19 protein-coding genes are annotated in these 20270 nt (G+C 63.4%); 11 read left to right on the top strand and 8 right to left on the bottom strand.

Annotated features, from left to right (window positions below):
- Positions 1-47: 47 nt before the first annotated feature.
- The 3 genes from JJ896_12080 (at position 48) to JJ896_12070 (ending at position 5129) form a co-directional block, all read left to right on the top strand.
- Positions 48-1490 carry an LptF/LptG family permease gene (locus tag JJ896_12080; GenBank protein ID MBO6780382.1) on the top strand — a complete coding sequence of 481 codons (1443 nt, stop codon included), beginning with the start codon at positions 48-50 and terminating at the stop codon, positions 1488-1490.
- The gene (gene rsmI, locus JJ896_12075; protein ID MBO6780381.1) at positions 1490-2173 is read left to right on the top strand and encodes a 16S rRNA (cytidine(1402)-2'-O)-methyltransferase; all 684 of its coding nucleotides are present in this window, start codon (positions 1490-1492) and stop codon (positions 2171-2173) included. The genes JJ896_12080 and rsmI overlap by 1 nt, the downstream gene beginning before the upstream one ends.
- Before the next feature lie 79 nt (positions 2174-2252).
- Positions 2253-5129, top strand: a complete 2877-nt coding sequence (locus JJ896_12070; protein ID MBO6780380.1) for a DUF2723 domain-containing protein — start codon at positions 2253-2255, stop codon at positions 5127-5129.
- A gap of 533 nt (positions 5130-5662) precedes the next feature.
- On the opposite strand, the gene JJ896_12065 is transcribed toward JJ896_12070, so the two are convergent.
- The 5 genes from JJ896_12065 to JJ896_12045 all read right to left on the bottom strand — a co-directional run bounded on the left by JJ896_12065 (position 5663) and on the right by JJ896_12045 (position 8530).
- Positions 5663-6505 (bottom strand): T9SS type A sorting domain-containing protein, encoded by an 843-nt coding sequence (locus JJ896_12065; protein ID MBO6780379.1) that lies wholly within the window; start codon positions 6503-6505, stop codon positions 5663-5665.
- Positions 6502-6990 (bottom strand): hypothetical protein, encoded by a 489-nt coding sequence (locus tag JJ896_12060; GenBank protein MBO6780378.1) that lies wholly within the window; start codon positions 6988-6990, stop codon positions 6502-6504. Before JJ896_12060 ends, JJ896_12065 begins: the two co-directional genes overlap by 4 nt.
- Positions 6987-7430, bottom strand: a complete 444-nt coding sequence (gene rsfS, locus JJ896_12055; protein ID MBO6780377.1) for a ribosome silencing factor — start codon at positions 7428-7430, stop codon at positions 6987-6989. Before rsfS ends, JJ896_12060 begins: the two co-directional genes overlap by 4 nt.
- The gene (locus JJ896_12050; GenBank protein ID MBO6780376.1) at positions 7427-7906 is read right to left on the bottom strand and encodes a LytR C-terminal domain-containing protein; all 480 of its coding nucleotides are present in this window, start codon (positions 7904-7906) and stop codon (positions 7427-7429) included. The genes rsfS and JJ896_12050 overlap by 4 nt, the downstream gene beginning before the upstream one ends.
- A 72-nt stretch (positions 7907-7978) precedes the next feature.
- Positions 7979-8530 (bottom strand): hypothetical protein, encoded by a 552-nt coding sequence (locus JJ896_12045; GenBank protein MBO6780375.1) that lies wholly within the window; start codon positions 8528-8530, stop codon positions 7979-7981.
- A 137-nt stretch (positions 8531-8667) separates the two neighbouring features.
- On the opposite strand from JJ896_12045, the gene tsaD reads away from it, so the two are divergent.
- From tsaD to JJ896_12020, 5 genes are read left to right on the top strand one after another with little or no spacing between them, the layout of a single operon-like run.
- Positions 8668-9672, top strand: a complete 1005-nt coding sequence (gene tsaD, locus JJ896_12040; protein MBO6780374.1) for a tRNA (adenosine(37)-N6)-threonylcarbamoyltransferase complex transferase subunit TsaD — start codon at positions 8668-8670, stop codon at positions 9670-9672.
- A complete protein-coding gene (locus tag JJ896_12035) occupies positions 9669-10025 on the top strand; it encodes a chorismate mutase (protein MBO6780373.1) in 357 nt (118 codons plus the stop codon). The genes tsaD and JJ896_12035 overlap by 4 nt, the downstream gene beginning before the upstream one ends.
- 10 nt (positions 10026-10035) lie before the next feature.
- Positions 10036-11100, top strand: a complete 1065-nt coding sequence (gene mltG, locus JJ896_12030) for an endolytic transglycosylase MltG (protein MBO6780372.1) — start codon at positions 10036-10038, stop codon at positions 11098-11100.
- 56 nt (positions 11101-11156) lie between these two features.
- The gene (locus JJ896_12025) at positions 11157-13475 is read left to right on the top strand and encodes a choice-of-anchor B family protein (GenBank protein ID MBO6780371.1); all 2319 of its coding nucleotides are present in this window, start codon (positions 11157-11159) and stop codon (positions 13473-13475) included.
- 48 nt (positions 13476-13523) lie between these two features.
- Positions 13524-13856: a YegP family protein gene (locus JJ896_12020; protein ID MBO6780370.1), complete on the top strand. Its 333-nt coding sequence runs from the start codon at positions 13524-13526 to the stop codon at positions 13854-13856.
- An 80-nt stretch (positions 13857-13936) separates the two neighbouring features.
- Here JJ896_12020 and JJ896_12015 read toward each other — a convergent pair whose 3' ends face one another.
- From JJ896_12015 to JJ896_12005, 3 genes are all read right to left on the bottom strand, one after another.
- Entirely contained in the window at positions 13937-14167 is a 231-nt protein-coding gene (locus JJ896_12015; protein MBO6780369.1) for a hypothetical protein, read from the bottom strand.
- Positions 14168-14224: 57 nt separating this feature from the next.
- Positions 14225-14860, bottom strand: coding sequence for a hypothetical protein (locus tag JJ896_12010; protein ID MBO6780368.1), 636 nt, complete (start codon positions 14858-14860; stop codon positions 14225-14227).
- 70 nt (positions 14861-14930) lie between these two features.
- A complete protein-coding gene (locus JJ896_12005) occupies positions 14931-16445 on the bottom strand; it encodes an outer membrane protein transport protein (GenBank protein ID MBO6780367.1) in 1515 nt (504 codons plus the stop codon).
- Between JJ896_12005 and JJ896_12000 the strand changes: the two genes are divergently transcribed.
- From JJ896_12000 to JJ896_11990, 3 genes are all read left to right on the top strand, one after another.
- The gene (locus JJ896_12000) at positions 16444-17355 is read left to right on the top strand and encodes a hypothetical protein (protein MBO6780366.1); all 912 of its coding nucleotides are present in this window, start codon (positions 16444-16446) and stop codon (positions 17353-17355) included. The two genes, JJ896_12005 and JJ896_12000, sit on opposite strands and share 2 nt — an antisense overlap.
- A 757-nt stretch (positions 17356-18112) precedes the next feature.
- A complete protein-coding gene (locus tag JJ896_11995) occupies positions 18113-19582 on the top strand; it encodes a proline--tRNA ligase (protein MBO6780365.1) in 1470 nt (489 codons plus the stop codon).
- Between the two features lie 46 nt (positions 19583-19628).
- Positions 19629-20243, top strand: coding sequence for a hypothetical protein (locus JJ896_11990; protein MBO6780364.1), 615 nt, complete (start codon positions 19629-19631; stop codon positions 20241-20243).
- The last annotated feature ends 27 nt before the right edge of the window (positions 20244-20270 follow it).

Here is a 20270-nt window from a genome sequence, read left to right as displayed (position 1 = left end):
ATGGGCTGCCACGTACATCCGGCGCTCCTGCCGCGCAACGTCCCTCTGTGAACCAGTTTCACCGCATGGTGCTGAAGATGCTGCCCGGGCCCATCGTGGCCTGGCTCGGCATGCTCATGTTCATGCTGGTGATGCAGTTTCTCATCAAGTACCTGCCGGACCTGGTAGGCAAGGGACTGCCGGTGCTCGCCGTGACGGAGCTCATCGTCTACAACCTGGCCTACATGCTGGTGCTGGCGGTGCCCATGTCGGTGTTGATAGCCTGCCTGATGAGCTTCGGACGCCTCGCCGAATCCGGCAGCTACGCCGTGATCAAGGGAGCAGGTGTGTCGTTCCTGCAGCTGGTCTGGCCCGTCCTGCTGGTGGGCGTCTTGCTCACCGGGTTCATGGGCTATTTCAACAACGTCGTGCTTCCGGAGGCAAACTTCCGGGCGCGCAACCTGTGGCAGGACATTCGCATGGCGCGGCCCGGGTTCCAGTTGAAACCGGGCGTCTTTTACGATGGGCTGGACGACTACCGGATCCTGGTGCGTGATATCCCGCCGGAGTCCCCGAACGAGCTGATTGACGTGACGATTTTCGACTACACGGAGGGTCCGCGATACCGGGTGGACATCAAGGCCCAGCGCGGCCGGTTGCAGACGGTTGCCGGCGGTCAGATGCTCGAAATCCTGCTGAACGAGGGCGAAATCCACCGACTTCGGCCGCCTGGAAGCGGGAACGACGATCGCTACGAGCGCCTGGCGTTCCGCCAGCACCGCATGCTGATGTCCCTCGATGACCTGTCCTTCGAGCGATCCGACCCCACCGAGGGACGGCGCACCGACAGGACCATGCGCACCGCGGACATGCAGGCGCTTGTGGATTCGCTGGTTGTGGACGGTGAGGAGGCCCGCCAGGCCATCGAAACCCTGATCACCAACCTCGGCAGCCGGCCCCCGGACCCGAATGATCCTGTGCGGGCACCGGTCCAGATGCTGGCCACCGACGCGGACGATGTCTCACCTTCGCGAGCCTCGCCCTATCGCGCGTTGCGGGGTCTGGACGCCGAGACCATGGAAAGTGTCGTCCAGTTCGCGCTGCAGGACGCGCGCACCACGCATACCCGGCTGGAGCGCTCACGGCGTATCATTTCAACGACTGCGGACAGCGCGGACCGGTACCGCGTCGAGATCCACAAGAAGTATTCGATTGCCCTGGCCTGCCTGATATTCATGCTGGTGGGCATCCCGCTGGGACTGCGCATCCGCCGCGGCGGGTTGGCCACGGCTGCCCTGCTGGCGCTGGGCATTTTCATGTTCTATTGGGTGACCTTGGTCAACGGCGAGAAATTCGCCGACCGCGGATATATCGTGCCGTGGCTGGGGATGTGGGCCGCCAACATCGTGATGGGCCTCCTCGGGGGCTGGCTGGCCTATGTGGTCACGCTGGACCGCGGCTCGGGCTTTTCGATTCCATTCCTCAACCGGCGGCCGGCCGGACAAGCCTGATGGCAGAAGGACAGCTGGTGCTGGTGCCCACCCCCGTCGGCAACCTGGGCGACATGACCTTCCGCGCCGTGGAGGCTCTGCGTGCCGCCGACCTTATCGCCTGTGAGGACACCCGCACCACCGGGGTGCTTACGTCCCATTACGGCATCGACACACCCCGGACCAGCTTCCACATACACAACGAACACGCCAAGACGCCCCGTCTGGTGGAGCAGATGAACGATGGGCTCCGGCTGGCCCTCGTCACCGATGCCGGCACCCCGGGCATCTCCGACCCGGGATTCCTGCTGGTGCGTGCCGCCGCCGCTGCCGGGATTCGCGTGGAGTGCCTGCCCGGTCCGACGGCATTTGTGCCGGCGCTCGCGGCGAGCGGGTTGCCCTGCGATCGCTTTGTCTTCGAGGGCTTCCTTCCACCAAAGAAGGGCCGCAAGACTCGGCTTGAGGAATTGGCCGCAGACCCTCGCACGGTCGTGCTCTACGAATCACCACACCGCATCGTGCGCACAATGCGCGACCTTGCCACCCATTTTGGTGCCGACCGGCCGGCCTGTGTGGCCAGGGAGATCTCGAAGCAGTTCGAGGAGTATCTGCGCGGCACGCTCTCGGAGTTGCATTCACTGCTGTCTGAGCGCACGAAAGTGAAGGGCGAACTCGTTGTGGTGGTAGGCGGGTCAGACGGCTGAATCCAACCGCCACAGGCCGCGTTCACCGCCGGGCCCATCGATCGCCCCCCCTCCCATCGGAATTCCAAGCTTCTCAGACATGAATTGGCGCCTGGCCGAGCGTATCACCGCTGGAGCGGTCTTTTTCTACGCCCTGGTCCTCTACATCCTCACCGTGGCTCCGGCCACCTCATTCTGGGATTCGGGGGAGTTTATCGCCATCGCCAACCGGCTGCAGGTGTCCCACCCGCCGGGTGCTCCGTTCTACATGCTGGTCGGCCGGCTGTTCAGCATGTTTGTGCCCACGGCGTACGTGGCCCTCGCTGTGAACCTGGTTTCGGTGTTCGCCAGCGCGCTGACCATTCTGCTGACCCACCTGATCATTGTGCGCCTTGTGCGGGAATGGCAGGGTGACCCGTCCGGATGGAGCAGTGTTGATCGCATCACGGCCCTGGCCGGCGGTGTGATCGGGGCGTGCACGTTTGCCGTTACCGACTCCTTCTGGTTCAATGCCGTGGAGGCAGAGGTCTACGCCCTGTCCATGTTCTTCACGGCCGCCGTGGTTTGGTTGATCCTGAAATGGCGCGAGCTGGCCGTGATCGAGGAAGCCGCTCTGCGCGGGTCCGGCGCGCACCCGTTCGGCCTGCAGGCCAACCGCTACCTCGTGCTGATTGCCTATCTGTTCGGCCTGGCCATCGGTGTGCACCTGCTGAACCTGCTGGCCATCTTCTTCATCGCCCTGATCTTCTTCTACACGGAGTTCGACAAGGCGGAATGGGGCACGCGGGAGCGCCTGACCGGTCTGGTGGCAACCGGCGCGGTGTCGTCGGCAGCCTTCCTGGTGGTGTATCCGGGCATCATTCAATGGCTGCCCGGTTTTGTCGGAGACTCCGGAAGTCCGCTTTTTGTGACGGCGCTGTTCCTGGGCGCCGTGGTGTTTGCGGTGGCGTACACGCATTCCCGCCGCATGCAGGCAGCAAACCTCATCGCCCTCTGCATTGCGATGGTCCTGATCGGCTACTCCACGTACGCCCTGATCTTCATCCGCAGTGCGGCCAACCCGCCCATCGACGAAAACGATCCGGAGACCGTGGAGGCGATCGTCTCCTACCTGAAGCGGGAGCAGTACGGCGAAACGCCCATTCTCAAGGGCAATACGTTCGACAACAGGCTGTCTCAATTGGATGACCGCCGCGAGGTCTGGTTCCCCCGTCGGCATTCGCCCGACCCGAACCACATGCGGGTCTACGCCCAGTATGATTCCGACGGTGAGTACTTCTGGCAGTACCAGGTGGGGCACATGTACCTGCGGTACTTCCTGTGGAATTTTGTCGGGCGAGCCAGCGATGTGCAGGACGCCCCGGCCATAACCGGCTTCTCGGAGGTGGAGACGGAGCGGTACCTGTACCAGACCCCGAGCGAGGAGGCGTCCCGAAACGCGTACTACGGCCTTCCACTGCTTCTGGGATTGATAGGCGCCGCGTTCCACTTCATGCGAGATTGGCGCCGCGGCATGGCGGTCGGGGTGCTGTTCGCGGTGACGGGAATAGGCATCATCCTGTACCTGAACCAGACGCCCATGCAACCGCGGGAGCGGGACTACTCCTATGTGGCCAGCTTCTTCGCATTCAGCCTGTGGGTAGGCATCGGGGCGTCAGGAGTGATCCAATTGATTGGCGATGCGCTCCGCCCCCGTGTTCAAAGCGACAAGGCGGGCCGGACCGTGGCGATAGGCACCGCGGCGGTGCTGTTTGCCGCCGTGCCGCTGCTCATGATGCTGATCAACTACGACGACCATGACCGGTCGGGCCGTTACGTGGCCGGCGACTACGCCTACAACATGCTCATGAGCGTCGAGGAGAATGCCGTGCTCATGACCAACGGGGACAACGACACCTTCCCGCTTTGGTATGCGCAGGAGGTGGAGGGCGTGCGCCAGGACGTGCGCGTGGCCAACCTGTCGCTGATGAACACCCCGTGGTACGTGCGGCAGCTCAAGAACCAGTACTCGCGGGATTCGGAGCCGCTGCCCATCTCGTTGCCGGACGATCAGATCCGCGATCTCGGCATAGCCCCCTGGCAGCCCCAGGAACTCTCCCTGCCGGTGCCCAAGGAGCGGCTCTTTGGCGGCGAGACGGCCGCCCTTGCCGACTACGACTCGAGCCTGGTGCAGTCGCCCATGCGCTGGCAACTGGATGGTAGACCCTACCCCCTCGACCCCAACATCAACCTGCTGTACGGGGTGGACCAGGTCGTGCTCAACATGATCATGACCAACGCTCAGCAGGACTGGCAGCGACCCATCTACTTCGCCGTGACGGTCAGCCCGGACGGGCAGCTGGGCTTGCAGGACTACTTCCAGTTGGAGGGCCAGGCGTATCGCGTAGTGCCCATTCCGCACAACGAGCAGCTGGGCCGCGTGGTGCCGGGCATTACTCCTGAACGCCTGCAGCAATTCCGCTTCCGCGGGCTCAACGACCCGGATGTCTATTTCGACGAGAACATCCGCAAGATGGTCGACAACTACCGCAACATCTTCTCCCATACCATCGCCACGATGGCTCGTCAGGGGCAGATCCAGCAGGCTGCGGAGATCCTCGACGACTTCAGTGAGAAGGTGCCCTTCGAAACCATACCAGGTGACGAGCGCTCTTACCTGTTCATGTCGGAGGCGTACCGCGCCATCGGCGACCTCGGGACCTCGCTCGCCCTCATGAAGCGCGCGGAGCCCATCGTTCTTCACCGGCTCGAATACGCCGCTGGCGATCGCGACATCCAGCTTGCCGCCCGTTTCATCGAGCTGATCCGCCTTGCGTATTTGGACGGTCAGGACTTCCAGGCCGCTGCGGACTTCTCCACCAGAATCGCAGACCTGATCGGCGACCCCACCTACGCCCAGACGGCCGAGGAATTCGAAGCGTTGTATCGGGACACGATGGAAGCCTTCGAAGCCGACTCCGCTGACGCCGGTCAGTAGAGACGGGCGGGGCGACGGCGGTCTTGGCCGCTTGGGGGGCGCCGGACTTGGCCGCTGGGGGCGCGACCGCCGCGGAGGTCTTAGTTGCCGGTAGGAGCGCTGCCGCCGGGCGGGGGGGCTCTCGCCGTCTCGATTGGCAGCTGCCGTCACCGGGGGCGTAGCCGCTGCGGCGGCCGGGGATGGCGCCCGCTCGAGGTGCGCGACCGCCGCGGAATCGCCCCGAGGCCGACGCCGATTTGCCGCCGATGTGGAATAGGGCCCCGCTATTCCGCCTCCGACCCCGATTTCGGCAGGCCGAGGTGTAATACGGCCCCGAAATCCACCTTTGCGCCAAAATCTGAGCGCTCAGCTATGGAATCGGGCCTCCGTAGTCCACGTCGCGCCAAGCCGCACGCCGCATAGCCGCGCGGCCCCGCGCTGCCAGCGCCCCGCGCGCCCCCGCGCCCCCGCGCCCCCGCGCCCAACGCCCTGAGCCAGCGCCCGGTGCCCCGGGACGGTAGTGCCGGCCGGGGACTGACCCCGGTGCCCCGCGCCTACCGCGCCACCAGCAACGTGCGCGTCGCCAACTTTCCACGCGCCGTCTCGGCGCTGACGAGGTACGTACCGGCCGGCAGCGCACCCACGGCGAGCGCGATGTCATGCGCCCCCGCGGAAAGCGATCCCGTTGCGAGCGCCTTCACCTCGCGCCCCAGCATGTCCAGCACACGCACACGCACGGCGGCTGCCTCAGGCAGGTGCACGCTCACAGAGGTCTGCTGGCGGGCCGGATTGGGAAACAGGCCTGTCAACGCAAAGTGGCTTGGGACCGGATCCTGGTCGATGCTCGTGCCCGACTCCGCCAGCGGGTAGGTGGCGGTGTAGATATTGTCGCCAGTGGCGCCGCCGTTTCCGTTGGCTGCATTCCCGGCGATGTAAAGGAGCACGGTACCGACGGATGAAGACGGAGGAACCCACTCCACGTTGAAGGTCCGGGAGGACATGCCGGGAGGCGCTCCGGCGTGCGTCACGTAGGCGGGGTTGTTGCTGGCAAAGCGGGTCCCGGAATCCACCAGATTCCAGGATCCGGCATGCGTGCCACCGGCGTCCTCCACGGCGCTGACTTCAAAACCGATGCGCTGCGCACCTTCCTGGGCCACTGTGATCTGAAGCGCAACGGCCTGACCTGGCGAGTACGTCTTGGGCCCGGTCACTGTGATCGACCCGCCGCCAGAGTTTACCGCACTTCCGAAATGACATCCGGAGCTGTTGCAGGTGTTTCCGTTCTCTGGTGGTCCTCCGCTCCTCCCTGCCGGCGCCCCCGAACTATTGGTTCTGGCCTCCCACGGAAGGGCGATTACCAGAAGGAGCGCGGAGGCAAGCAGTAGAGCATGTTTCATGACTGGGAGGACCTTATTTCAAATGGAAATGCAGCTTCGTTGACCTTGATCGTATACGGACCGGCGGCATACTGCCCACTCAGCAGCAGATAGAACCGGTACGGGCGGATGACCGCCGCACACAATGCACCCTGTGGCCGCCTGGTAGTCAGCGTGACCTCTACAATGTTACCGCTGCGCACCTGCTCCGCCTCATGCAGCTCGGTGCAGGAGTCCGGGAACGCGCCCTTCACGAGGATCTCGACCGGTACCGGATCGCCGGACCTGGGACCGGGTCGCACGTGCACCTCCTCAACCTGAGCCCGCGCATACCGATACGTTTGACTACCGTCCTCCGGACCGATGACCGTGGTTACGCGCCCATCGTTCGTGTCCGTTTCTCGGTGTCCGAATTGTTTGTCGGGATCCATGGGCTCATTGCCGGCGGTACTCACGCACCCGGCCAGAAAGCAGGACAATACAATCGGCAGTACTCGTCTGGTCATGCCTGAAGCAGTTTCACGTCCGAGGCAGTCCCGTCCGGGTTCACCTCCTCGCGCGGGGCATCTCCCCAGAGGCGCTCAAGGGCATAAAACTCGCGGCGCTCCCCATTGAACACGTGCACGACAAGATCCACGTAGTCCAGCAGGATCCACTGACGATGCTCATAGCCCTCCTTGTGCCAGGGTCGCTCTCCGTGCTCCTCGCGAATGGAGGCGACTACCGCATCGGCCATGGCCTTGATCTGCAGATCCGACTCGCCCGTAGCCAATACGAACACGTCCGCCACACCGGAGATGCCGGTCATGTCCATGACCACCACGTCCAACCCCTTCTTGTCCAGCACCGCGTCCACCGCAGTGCCGGCCAGAACCCGTACAGGCGTCGGACTCTGGCGGGCAGGTGGTTCTTCCGAGCGCTGAAGTTGTTTGGGTAGCGAAGTCATTGGCACGGGGCCGTTGCCCCATCGGTTTCAGAAAAAGGGTGGATGGCTGCGTAATCGGCACCGATTACAATGGTTGCATCCAGGAAGTAGTCGGGCTGAATATCCTCACGCACCCGGTCTGCCGGCAGACCGACGGCCCTCGCCAGCGCTTCGGCGGCGCGTGGATTGCCGATGCGGTCCAGCACGTACGTCGACGACTCATCGTACGACGAATGGTTGCCCGCCTCGACGACATCGAATCCGTGGTCCCGCAGATAGTCGGTCATGCGATCAGCCAGACCGCTGACGCCGCAACCGTTGCGCACATCGACCTGGATGATGTCCCCGATGTCTCCTACGGCGCGCCCCAGCGGTGCCGGATCAGGACCCGTCCACCGAACCACCAACGCATACAGGAGGGCGAGCGCGGCCACACCAGCCACAACCAGGCCTGCATTCAGGCCCATATTGCGCATGCGCTCAGTCAGCAATCCCATCCAGTAGGCAGTTGGTCATCGAACGCCTGTTCGACGCGCCGCTGGAGGGCGTGATCCCCGCGGGGACCTCACCTAATTCGAGTCGCTGTTCCAGAACAGGCGGCCCTGCGCGTAGTCGTTGTAGCCAAACCGCCCCTGGAAACCCGATCCATAGCGGTCATATCCGTACGGCGACATGTAGCGGCCATACGGGCTCTGGCGCACCTGGAAGTGGAATTCCATGTTCTCCCGCGGGCGATACGCGATCTCCGCGTTCCTCAGAAACAGTCTCCCGTTCTGCCCGCCCAGTGACTGGTTGGACAGCATCCCGGTGGAGGACCCTCCGTCCGGCATATAGGCCATGGCCACGTCAACCCGCGCCGCCAGCTTGCTGGAGAACTGCCACATCATGGAGTTCGTGTACATCCCCATGCTGCCGCCATAACCGGACGAAAGCTCAAAACTGTGGCCCATCCGGAAGTGCTGCGGGCTGAAATACCGGTTCAACGAAATCCCTGTCCCGCCGGCATCATAAAGCCGAACCGGCGCATCAATCTGGGTGGCTTCAGTCTTCAACTGGGCCGAAGCAGGACTGGCCGAGAAAACCAGCAGAAGTATGGCTGCGACGAAAAGTGCGCTTCGCATGGAGGTTTCAGCTAAATGGTGGGCCAAATCCGGCCAGATCGTATAATAGACGGCGTTTGGGCCGCCTGTCAATAACGTGGAAAGGTGGCAATTAGTTCGTCTGTGCCGGCAGGTCGGCAGGGCATTTCGCGGGAACCGTGGCGGTCATTCTGGGCATCGAGACTTCGTGTGACGACACGGCTGCCGCCGTGGTGCGTGACGGGCAGCTGGCATCGAGCATCGTTTCCTCGCAGCCGGTGCACCGGCGCTACGGGGGCGTGGTTCCGGAGCTCGCTTCACGCGATCACCAGCGCCTGATCGTGCCGGTAGTCCGGGAGGCGCTGGAGACGGGCGATGCGACCTATGCCGACCTGGACGGCATCGCCGTGACCCACGGCCCCGGACTGGCAGGCTCCCTGCTCGTCGGATTGAGCTTTGCCAAGGGACTCGCCTGGGCGTTGGACCAGCCTCTGATCGGAGTCAATCATCTGGAAGGTCACCTCTTCTCCCTGTTTCTGGGACCGGATGCGCCTCAAACGCCCTTTCTTTGCCTGATTGTGTCCGGAGGGCACACGCAGGTGGTTCGTGTGGACGACGACTTCAGCTACACGACGCTCGGGCGCACCCGGGACGACGCCGCGGGAGAAGCGTTTGACAAGGTCGGCAAACTGCTTGGCCTGCCCTATCCCGGCGGTCCGGAGGTGGACAGGCGGGCGGCACTCGGCAATCCTGAGTTCGTGCGCTTTCCCCGCACGCACCTCAAGGGGGTGGACTTCTCATTCAGTGGGATCAAAACAGCCGTTCTCTACTACCTGAACGGGTTTGACGAAGAGGCCCGACGGGCGCACCTGGCTCAGCACCTCAACGACCTCTGCGCCAGTTTTCAGGCCGCCGTGGTCGAGATGCTGGTGCGAGGCGTCGCGCGTGCGATCAAACAGACCGGAATCCGCCGAATTGCGCTGGCGGGTGGTGTTTCAGCAAACTCCGGACTGCGTGCGCAGTTGGACCGTCTCGCCGAACGTGAGCGCCTGAGCGTGCACGTGCCCGAGCTGCGGTACTGCATGGACAACGCGGCCATGATCGCCATGGCCGGGCATGCCAAGCTGAGCGCCGGACGTACCGACCCCCTTTCCCTGACCGCCGAGCCCGCCTTGCGCCTGTGAGCAGCCGAGAAACGCTGAAGTCCATCCTTCCGGAGCCGCCGGAGGAGCGCACGCTGGGCACCTGGCGCGAGCGCATCGACCTTGTGGACCGACTCATCCTGGCACTGCTGAATGACCGAGCCATCAGCGCCAACGAAATTGGTCGGATCAAGAAGGCGTCGGGCCTCCCTGTGTATGTGCCCAGCCGGGAGCAACAGGTCATCGACAACGTGCTCGCCTCCAATGAAGGCCCGCTGCCGGACCGCGCCGTGCAGCACCTCTTTGAGCGCATCATAGACGAAATCCGGTCCCTGGAACGTCGTCATTATCAGGACGAACCGGACGCGGACCAAGGGCGTTCGCCCGGCGACTAGACGGCTTTCCATGCGCAGCACACTCCTGAAGGTTTTCATCGGATTCCTGGTTCTGGGCGCGACTGCCGTCGGCGTGGTGTCCTGGATGGCTTTTGCTCCCAACACACCTGCCTACGACGACGCCCGTTCGGTAAAGCTTCCGGCCGGCTCCTCGCTCGAAACCGTGCAGGATTCGCTTGTTGCGGCCGGCATTCTCGACCGCAGGTGGACCTTCGACTTCATCGCGAGGGCGTCGGGCTGGGGAGATCAGATCAAGTCGGGGCACTACGAATTCCAGCAGGGGCAGTCCAACATCGATCTGCTTTCCACGCTTCGGGCCGGGCTGGAAACACCCGTGCGGGTAACCATCATCGAAGGCACACGGCGAGACTTCATGGCCCGCCGCGTAGCCCGGAGCATGGCCTTCACCGAGCACGAATTCCTGACAGCGCTCTCCGATCAGGAGTTCGCCGAAAGCCTGGGTACGGACACGCTGCACCTCTTCAGCTACATGCTACCCGACACGTACTTCTTCTATTGGGAGTCGTCGCCTCAGACCGTCATCAGGGAAATCAAGGAGACGTTCGACCGGTTCTATGATCAGGCCGCCGACGGCGCGCCGGGGTTGCCGGGCCTGACGCTGGACAAGGAAGAGGTCATGAGCATGGCCGCCATTGTCGAGTGGGAGTCGGGGCTCGTCGAAGAGAAGGCCACCATCGCCGGGGTCTACATGAATCGACTGCGTGACCGGTGGCCGCTGCAGGCCGACCCGACCATCCAGTATGCCCTGATTGAGCTGGAAGGAAGCAAGCGGCGTCTGTTCAACCGGGACTACCGCATCGACCATCCCTACAACACCTACCAGTACCGGGGCCTTCCCCCTGGGCCTGTAACCAATCCCTCCCGGTCCTCCATTGAAGGCGTGCTGCGGCCCGAGTCGCACGGCTACTACTTCTTTGTCGCGCGCGGAGACGGCGGGCACATATTCAGTCGCACACTCGGAGAGCACCGCCGCAATGCGCAGGCCTTCTTCCGCCTCATGAGGGAGCGCCGCGCTGCGGCTGCAGCTGCCGAAGAGGCAGAAGGCTCGAACTGACCTTGACGGCCTGAGCGGGGCCGCGTACCGTTGGGGGTTGCCAACCCACCACGGTCATGAAACGACTCTCCCTCCTCTTTCTCGCGGTCCTCATCGCTCCGGCCGCGTCCGCGCAATACGCGCTGCAGTTTGGCGCTTCCGTAGCGGTTTCGGGCGATGACGTCATCGTCGGCGAAGGACGTAATCTGCTTCTGCCGGGCACGGCGTACGTGTTCAGTCCGGCAGCGGACGGCACCTACGAACTCTCGGCTCGGATCTCCGCCAACACCGAGACGGCCGATGGGTACGGTCGAGCGTTGGCGGCCGATGACGAAACCCTGGTGGTCGGCGCGCCGCAGGCCATGCGGGTCTACGTGCATCGCCGCGGGATGGGACCCCTCTGGGAGCACATCGGAACCATTGAGTCAGACGTGCCGGGATTCGGTGCTGCCGTGGCATATTCGGACGGCCACCTCCTCGTCGGGGCTCCCGGTGAGCGCGGCGAGTCCGGCCAGGCATTCGCCTTCCATTCTGGGGACGGGGTCACCTGGACTGAGACCGGTCGCTGGCAAGCTCCCGAGCCTGCCCCGAATGATCGGTTTGGTGGTGCGCTCGCCATTTCGGGCGATTTGCTCGCCATCGGCGCGCCAGGAATCGACGAGCGGGCCGGTGCCGTGTTCAGCGCGCGCCGGGAATCCGGAAGCTGGAGCGAGCCGATGGCCATTCGGCACCCTGCAGGCGGCAGCGGAGACAGCTTTGGTGCTTCTCTGATGATTGCTGATGGCCGAATCGGGATCGGTGCCCCGGGGCGGAGCGTGCGCTCGGGTGAAGTCACTTCGTGGAGCCGCGACGGCTCCGAGTGGGTTCTGGAGAGCACAATGCGGCCTTTCGTATCGGACGGCAGCCCGGGCTTCGGCACCTCTATTGCCATGGCAGGCGATCATTTCGTCGCTGGAGCGCCGGGCACAGGCGCCCGCGAAGGTGCCGTGCATCGCTTCACGGCCGCGGGGGCCAAACTGCTGCAGCCGGATGCCCTTCAATTCCGATCCGGCTTCGGAGCCGCCCTTGCCGGCAACGAGTCGGTCCTCGCCGTCGGAGCCAACGGCCAGGACAACTTCGAGGGAGCCGCATTCATCTACTCCGTCTCAGGTGCCGCCTGGTCCCAGCCGCAGATGGTCTGGTACGACTCCGGGAAGTTTGCAACCGTCACGGGCGAGGCCAACGAATGTGAGGACGACACGGCAGGGGGATTCGCGTGCTCCGAGGTGGACATGCTGAGCTTCCTCACACGGGAGGATGTCGGCGCCAGGCGCGGAATCCAGATGAGTGATGTCTGGGGCTGGGAGGACCCGGAAACAGGCAGTGAATACGCGCTGATCGGCCGCACGGACGGGACCAGCATCGTCGACCTGACCGACCCGTACAACCCGGTCTACCTCGGCGATCTGCCGCTTACGTCCACGGCCAATCAGAGCCTGTGGCGTGACATCAAGGTGTACCGGGACCACGCCTACGTCGTTGCGGATGGTGCCGGTGCACACCACATGCAGATTCTGGACCTCACGCAACTCCGCGATCTCGACCGCTCGCAGGTGCCCGTCACCTTTACGGAGACGAACATTTACAAGGGGGTCTTCAGCTCGCACAACATCGTCATCAATGAGGAATCAGGGTTCGCCTACGCCGTCGGCAGCGACTCAGGCGGCGAATCCTGCGGCGGTGCCCTCCACATGATCGACCTGAGTGATCCGGCCAACCCGGAATTCGCGGGCTGCTTTGCCGATCGCCGCACCGGCCGTGGCGGCTCGGGAGCGACCCATGACGCGCAGTGCGTGAACTATCGTGGGCCTGATGTCGACTACCAGGGGCGCGAGATCTGTCTGTCCTCCAATGGGACCGCCTTGTCCATCGCCGATGTAACCGACAAGTCGAATCCGACGGCGATCTCGATGGCTGACTACCCCAACGTGGCGTACACCCACCAGGGATGGTTCGACGATGAGCACCGCTACTTCTACCTGAATGACGAGGGTGACGAAGTATCCGGACTCGTCGACTTTACCCGCACGCTGATCTTCGACCTCACCGACCTCGAGGACCCCGTGCTGGCCGGAGAGTATCTGGCCGAGACCAGCTCCATCGACCACAACCTCTACGTGAAGGGGGACATCATGTATCAGACCAACTATCAGGCTGGTCTGCGCATCGTCGATATCTCCGACCGCGAGCGTCCTGTGGAAGTCGGCTATTTCGACACCGTGCCCTATGGCCCCAATGACTCCGCCCCGGTGCTCGGCGCGTGGTCGAACTATCCCTATTTCAAGAGTGGTGTCATCGTCGTGACGTCGGGGCGCGAAGGCGTGTTCTTCCTCAAGCGAAAGACCATCGACACCTGATATTCGCTATACTCCCTGCGCATCTGGCCAAATCAAACAGCACTCTCCATGAGCAACTCAGACAGCTGGGAATTCTACGTCGACAAGGCCGGCGAGCATCGCTGGCGTCGCCGGGCAACCAACAAGAACATTGTGGGTGCCGCTACCGAAGGGTACAAGTCCAAGTCCGATGCCGTGAAGAACGCGGAGCGGCACGGCTACAACGGAAACCCGAACGGCCTGGGTGGCAGCGACAACTGGGAATTCTATACCGACAAGTCTGGTGAGCATCGCTGGCGCCGCACGGCTACCAACGGCAACATTGTCGGCTCCTCGTCCGAAGGTTACAGCAGCAAAGCCAACGCCAAGGCCAACGCCGAGCGCAACGGCTACTCCGGCTGATTGTCACCACGCCCCCTCTGAAAGAGCCCTCGCCGAGCGTCCGGTGAGGGCTTCTTTTTTATGGTTGAGTTTGAGTCTTCTCAGACCGACCGCCACTCTCCGGCCTCGATGCGGCGGGAGAGGTCACAGACATCCACCAGCGTGGCCGTGCCATAGGCGTCGTCACGTGGGGAAAGCCACTGAGCGATGCGCGCTGCAGCGCGGGCCTCACCGATTTCCGCGCACAGCGCAGCGTAATCGTCAAGCAGGCGGGCTTCGTTTAGATCGTCGGTGTCAAAGCAAATGACACCGTCCATTTGGTAGATGCGCATAAGAGGGGTCCTCACCCGGAGAAACGGGAAACCCCTCCCGGGTGCGACACCCGGTGCCTAGAGTCCTACGCCCACCGACACCCCGAACCGGGTGATCACGGTATCGAGGTCAATGAGACGGTTTACCTGCGATGCGGTCTCTGCATTTTCACGGTAGCGCCGGATGTGGTGATGCTGCACCCAGAAGATGCCGAATCGCGCCTGCTTCCACTCTGCCCCGACGTCAATGCCCACGTGATAACCCGCAGGAAACTGCACGGGCACGTTCTGCCGGAGGCCGTTGTAGCCGACGCCAGAGTAGGAGCGGTCCTCATACGTCTCGTCGCCACCCAGCAGTGAGGGGCCGCCGCGCAACGTGAAAGAGGGATTCCAGGGCAGAGCGCTTCGATAGCCAAGACGGGCATACGCCGCGCGCGTTGAAAAACTGCCCTCGTGTCCCTGCAGTGAACGTCCAGATGCCAATTCCAGGCCGAGCCCCGCCGTCCAGGGGTCTCCGGCAAGCACCTCTGCGCGCACTGAGAATCCACCTTCGATCGAAGTGGACTCGTCAATCGATCGCGCCGATCCGGTGGCGGGTACCTGTCCGGACGATGTGTATGTGCCTGCGAGGTCGCGTTCTGCCCGAAGGCTGAACTGTCCAGCGGCCGGAGTCGCAAGCAGCAAGGCCGCGACGAGGAGAAGAGTGTGTCTCATGGGGTGAAAAAGAAAAACGGCCGTCGAACACTATCGACGGCCGTTGTTCCTGTTCAACCGGTGTGAACTTTCAGAGGCCCACGCGCACGCCGAGCGTTACAAAACCACGCGTGACGTCCTCATTCACGATCGGCGCATCCGCCACCTCCGTGTACGGAGCGTAGCGATCCCCGAAGGCCTCACCCATGAACGCCAGATCGAGCGCGAACTGGTCATTGATCAGGTAGCTAACCCCGAGTGATACCAATCCCCGGTCCCTGTCCACCGAATCATTGTTGGTGCGCGGATCGGTGATGCCCGCCAGGCCGGCGCGCAGGTGCACCTTGTCCATGCGATACTGAGCGCCCAGCCGGATGTTGGCCACCGACTCGAAGTTCTCCCGGATCGCCTGATTCTGATCCGCGAAAGAGAACGAGCCCGAATCCAGCTCGAGCTGCGACCAGTCCACCAGTTCAAGGTCGCCGGACAGATCCAGCTTGCCTGCCGTGTAGGTCAACCCGACGCCGAGCTTCCAGGGCGTGCGCACATTGTAGTCGAACGAACCACGACCGGCATCCTCATCGAAATCGTCGCCGTACTCAAACTGATCTCCATTGTCGAAGGCCGTGAAGAGCGCGGTGTCGTAGTCTTCCTGAACGGTGTACCACGTCGGCGTTTCCAGAACCGCGCCGACACGGAGGTTCGAGCTCACCTTGGCCGAGAGACCGGCCCTCAGGTTCAGTCCCACCATGCGCGACTCGAAGCCTTCGGTGAAGGTCAGGTAGCTGAAGTCGGTCGTGCCGTCGGCACCGTTGTTCTCGTCAAAGATGTCATCCTCGTCAAGGACGCGGTTGAACTCGTACTTGCCGAACGGCACGTTGAGGCTCAGGCCGACCATCACATCTTCGGAGGCTTCCCAGCCACCTCCGATCGTGAACTCGGACTGCTGGCCTGTTTCCTCAACACGGCCCGTTTGCAGCACCGTGCCGAAAGAAACGGCAGGGTCAAACGGCACCGGATCGCCTGCCTGTGCGGCCGCCTGATTCAGGTCGATGGCAAATGTCTCATATCCAATGAACGACAGGGTCCGACTGAATTCGGGAAAGACGTCGCCGTTGTCGTCCACGAGCTCGAACTCGTTGGACAACGGCATCAGGAAGTCGGTGAATGAGTTCAGCCCGTTCTCGCCCTCAAAGGAAAGCACCCGGTTGAAGCTGGCAACCTGGCTGACGCCGGCGCCAAAAACGAGCGAGCCCTGCGTGGTCGGTGCCTTGTAGAGATAGGCCAGTCCACCGAGCTGGGAATCGGCCAGGTCTGATGTGCGCGCGCTGGACAGTCCAGGCAGCGAATACACCGCTTCGCTCTCGGCGCTGGATGAGTTCAGGCTGATCGAGAAGGCGCCGCGCTTCATCCAACCCAGCCCGGCCGGGTTGCCAAAAAGGTCGCCGAGATCGCCGCGCCCCGCGGCGCCGACTCCGGCACTACCGATCAGTTCGGGGGAGGAAAGCGGCGTGCGCTGGGCAAAGCGAAACGCGTCGTCGCCGGTCTGCGCAAGGGCGGGCGCGGCGGAAAAAACAAGCGCGATCGCGAAAACGAGTTGCTTCATGATCTTGTCAAAAGGCATGGTGTCTGGACGCACCTCACCCATGGTAGGGTTTGAAATCAAAACTTTGGGGTCTCTTTACTGCGTTCCGCCGCGGGAGCCCCGACGGCTGGAAGAGCCGCTGGAGCGGGAGCTGGAGCCTGAACTCCGGCTGACGCTTCCGCTGGACCGGGAGCTGGACCCACTGCTGCGGCTCACGCTTCCGCTGGACCGGGAACTCGATCCGCTGCTGCGGCGGGCGCTGCTTCCGCTGGAACGTGAACTCGAGCCACTGCTGCGGCTGACGGTCCCCCGACTGGACGAGCGGCTGCTCGACGAGCGGGTGCTGGTACCCCGACTGGATGACCGGCTGGACGATGAGCGCGTGCTCGTTCCGCGGCTGGATGACCGACTGGAACTGCGGCTCACCCCACGGCTGCTCGAGGAGCGCGAGCTGCTCCGGCTCACCCCGCGGCTGCTGGACGAACGAGAACTGCTCCGGCTCACTCCGCGACTGCTGGACGAGCGGGACGTACTCCGCGTAACCCCGCGGCTGCTCGAAGACCGGGTGGTGCTCCGCGTCACTCCGCGGCTGCTGCTACCCGAGCGCGTCGAGCCGCGCGTCACCGCTGAGCCCGACCGCGTCGAGCCGTTGGACCGCGAGCCGAATGTCGAACGCGACGTGCCCCTGGTACGCGCATCGTCGCTGCGCACCGTGCCGCGGGTTGAGCGCGTAGTGCTGCGCTTGCCGCTCGAGGCACCGTCGGACCGCACGATGGACCGTGTTCCGGTGAAACCAGACTCGTCCCGGCCGCCACGCGTCATGCCACGGGTGCCGCGCGGATTGGATGTCAGTCCGCCGCGCCCCATGGTCGCCCCCCGAGGACGATACGTGCCGCGTGTTCCGGCGAGCGTCACGCCGCCGACGGTGTAGCCGCCATACGGGTATCCGTACCCGCCAAACCCGTAGCCACGGTACCCACCATAGCCGTACCCGTAGCCGTAGTAGGAATAGGGATTGTACGTGTAGTACGGCCAGTAGCTACCGAATCCGTACGAGCCGTAGCCCCTTCCCCAACCCCACGGGCTGTACCGGCCGCCATACCCAAAGCCGAACCCGATCGAGACGTAGGAGGTCGGGTAGTCACACCACATGTAGTCCCAGCAATCCCGATACATGGGATCGTAGTACCGCCCGAAATACCGGGTGTAGTACCCCGGCCGACGGTACCAATAGTCGTCATCGTCGTAGTAGACTTCGCTGCGGACTCGGTTGCCGTCCTCGTCGTACTCCTCAATGATCTCGACATCGGGCTCATCGACAAAGCCCTCCTCGATGGTGGCGAACTGCGTGTAGCAGCCGGTAAGCAGGAAGACCGCCAGGAGTGGCAGTGCAATCGGAGAGAAGCGCTTGGTCAGCATGGCCGGGGTGCGTCAGGGTAGGAGTTTGCTACTCGTGCACATACCAAAATGTTACCGGATTCCCCCGGACGATGGGGTAATTGCCGGTGCCTGAGGCACCGCAGCATCCATCGCCCGAAAAAGAGCCTGAAAACCGGTGTGTGGGGCATTTCAGCATCGCATTGAAAATACGGCAAAGACCCGGCCATTCGCGGGGAAGGCCTCAGGAGGCGCGTATATAGCCCCGCTCCGCCCGAGGCTGTACTCTTTACCGTTCACCACTGTATACAATGGCTGACGCAATTACCCCCCGCGAAAAGGACTACTCCCAGTGGTATCTGGATGTGGTCCGGCATGCCAAGCTGGCGGATTATTCGCCGGTTCGCGGCTGCATGATCGTGCGTCCGAACGGGTACGCACTCTGGGAGAACATGCAGGCCGGACTGGACGGCATGTTCAAGGCCACGGGGCACCAGAACGCCTACTTCCCCATCTTCATTCCGCAGTCGTTCCTGGCGCGGGAAGCCGCCCACGTAGAGGGCTTTGCCAAGGAATGTGCGGTCGTGACGCACTCGCGCCTCAAGGTGGAGGGCGATGACCTGATTGCCGACCCGGCGTCCAAGCTTGAGGAGAACCTGATCGTGCGCCCGACCAGCGAGACGATCATTTGGGATACCTATTCCAAGTGGGTGCAGTCCTGGCGGGACCTGCCGATCCTCATCAACCAGTGGGCCAACGTGGTGCGCTGGGAGATGCGCACCCGGCTGTTCCTGCGCACCATGGAATTCCTGTGGCAGGAAGGGCACACCGCCCACGCCACGCGCGAGGAGGCCATGGAGGAAACGCTGAAGATCCTCGATGTGTACGCCACGTTCGCCGAGGATTACATGGCCGTGCCGGTCATCAAGGGCGTCAAGACGGAGGCCGAGCGCTTTGCCGGTGCCGACGAGACCTTCTGTATCGAGGCGCTCATGCAGGACGGCAAGGCGCTACAGGCCGGCACGTCGCATTTCCTGGGGCAGAACTTCGGCAAGGCATTCAACTGCCAGTTCCAGAATCGCGACAACGAACTGGAATACGTGTGGGGCACCTCCTGGGGCGTCTCCACCCGGCTCATCGGCGCGCTGATCATGACCCACTCGGATGACCAGGGCCTGATTCTGCCTCCGAAGCTCGCGCCACGCCAAGCGGTGATCGTGCCCATCTATCGCAAGGAGGAGGACAAGCTGAACGTGCTGGCCTCCGCACGCGATGTGGAAGCGAAGCTGCGAGACGCCGGCGTTCGTGTGTATCTGGATGACCGCGAGGGCCAGCGCCCCGGCTGGAAATTCAACGAGTACGAGGTGCAGGGCGTGCCGGTGCGCATCGCCATCGGCCCGCGCGATGTAGCGAACGGCGTTGTCGAAATGGCGCGTCGTGACAACCGCGAAAAGGCCTCCGTGCCTGTCGATACCCTGGTCCAGACCGTCAAAACCACGCTGGATGAGGTTCAGCAGGGCCTGTTTGATCGTGCGCTCTCGTTCCGGGAGGAAAACACGACGACGGTCGACTCCTACGGCGAGTTCAAGGAAGTGCTGGACGAGAAGGGCGGGTTCATCCGCATGCACTGGGACGGCACAGGAGAAACCGAAGCCAAGATCAAGGAAGAGACCAAGGCTACCATCCGCTGCATTCCTCAGGAAGGCTACGAGAATCCGGGTACCGACCCGGTCAGCGGCCGGCCGTCCAAAGGCCGCGTGATCTACGCCCGCGCCTACTGAGATGTCGCTCACGCCGGATCGCCCCCGCCGCGATCCGCTCACGCGGATGGCCTGGGTGGTCGGCTATGTGGTGAACCCCATGGTGCTGCCGGCCGCGTTTTTCGGCTGGCTGACCTGGGCCCTCTCCTGGCCGGTTGAGGACGCCTGGAAAGCCGTCGGCATCGCGGTACTGTTTCTCGGGGTGGCCCCTCTGACGCTGGTGCTCTGGCTGGTGGTGAGTGGTGAGGCGCGCACGCTCGAAGTGCGCGATCGCAAGAAACGCCTGCCCGCTTTCGCGGTGTCGGTGCTCTTCGGAATAGGAGCCGTCTGGGCTGCGTCTGCCGGGGAATGGCCCACCACCAACCTGCTACCAGCGCTGTTTGCCGTCTTCCCGATCAACTCCACGCTCCTGCTCCTGATCAACCTCCGCACCAAGATCTCCGTGCATGTGGCATCGGTGGCCGCGACCGCCGCCATGGGCCTCTGGATGGTCTTCGGCGCTGACCTCCCGGCTGCCTATCCCGTAGCCGCAGCCCTGTTCACCCCTGTCCTTATGTGGGCCCGGGTCCGGGATGACGCCCATTCGCGGAATCAGGTGATGCTCGGCGCCGCATTTGGCTTTATCGTCCCGGCGCTCGAACTCTGGCTGTTCACACGTGTTGGATGGCTGGTTCTCTCCTGACCCCTGCCTCACGCACGAACTACACCA

This window comes from Rhodothermales bacterium (assembly GCA_017643395.1).
Taxonomy (GTDB): domain Bacteria; phylum Bacteroidota; class Rhodothermia; order Rhodothermales; family UBA10348; genus JABDJZ01.
Note: the sequence above shows the minus strand (reverse complement) of the source record. Positions and strands in the feature narration are given on the sequence as shown.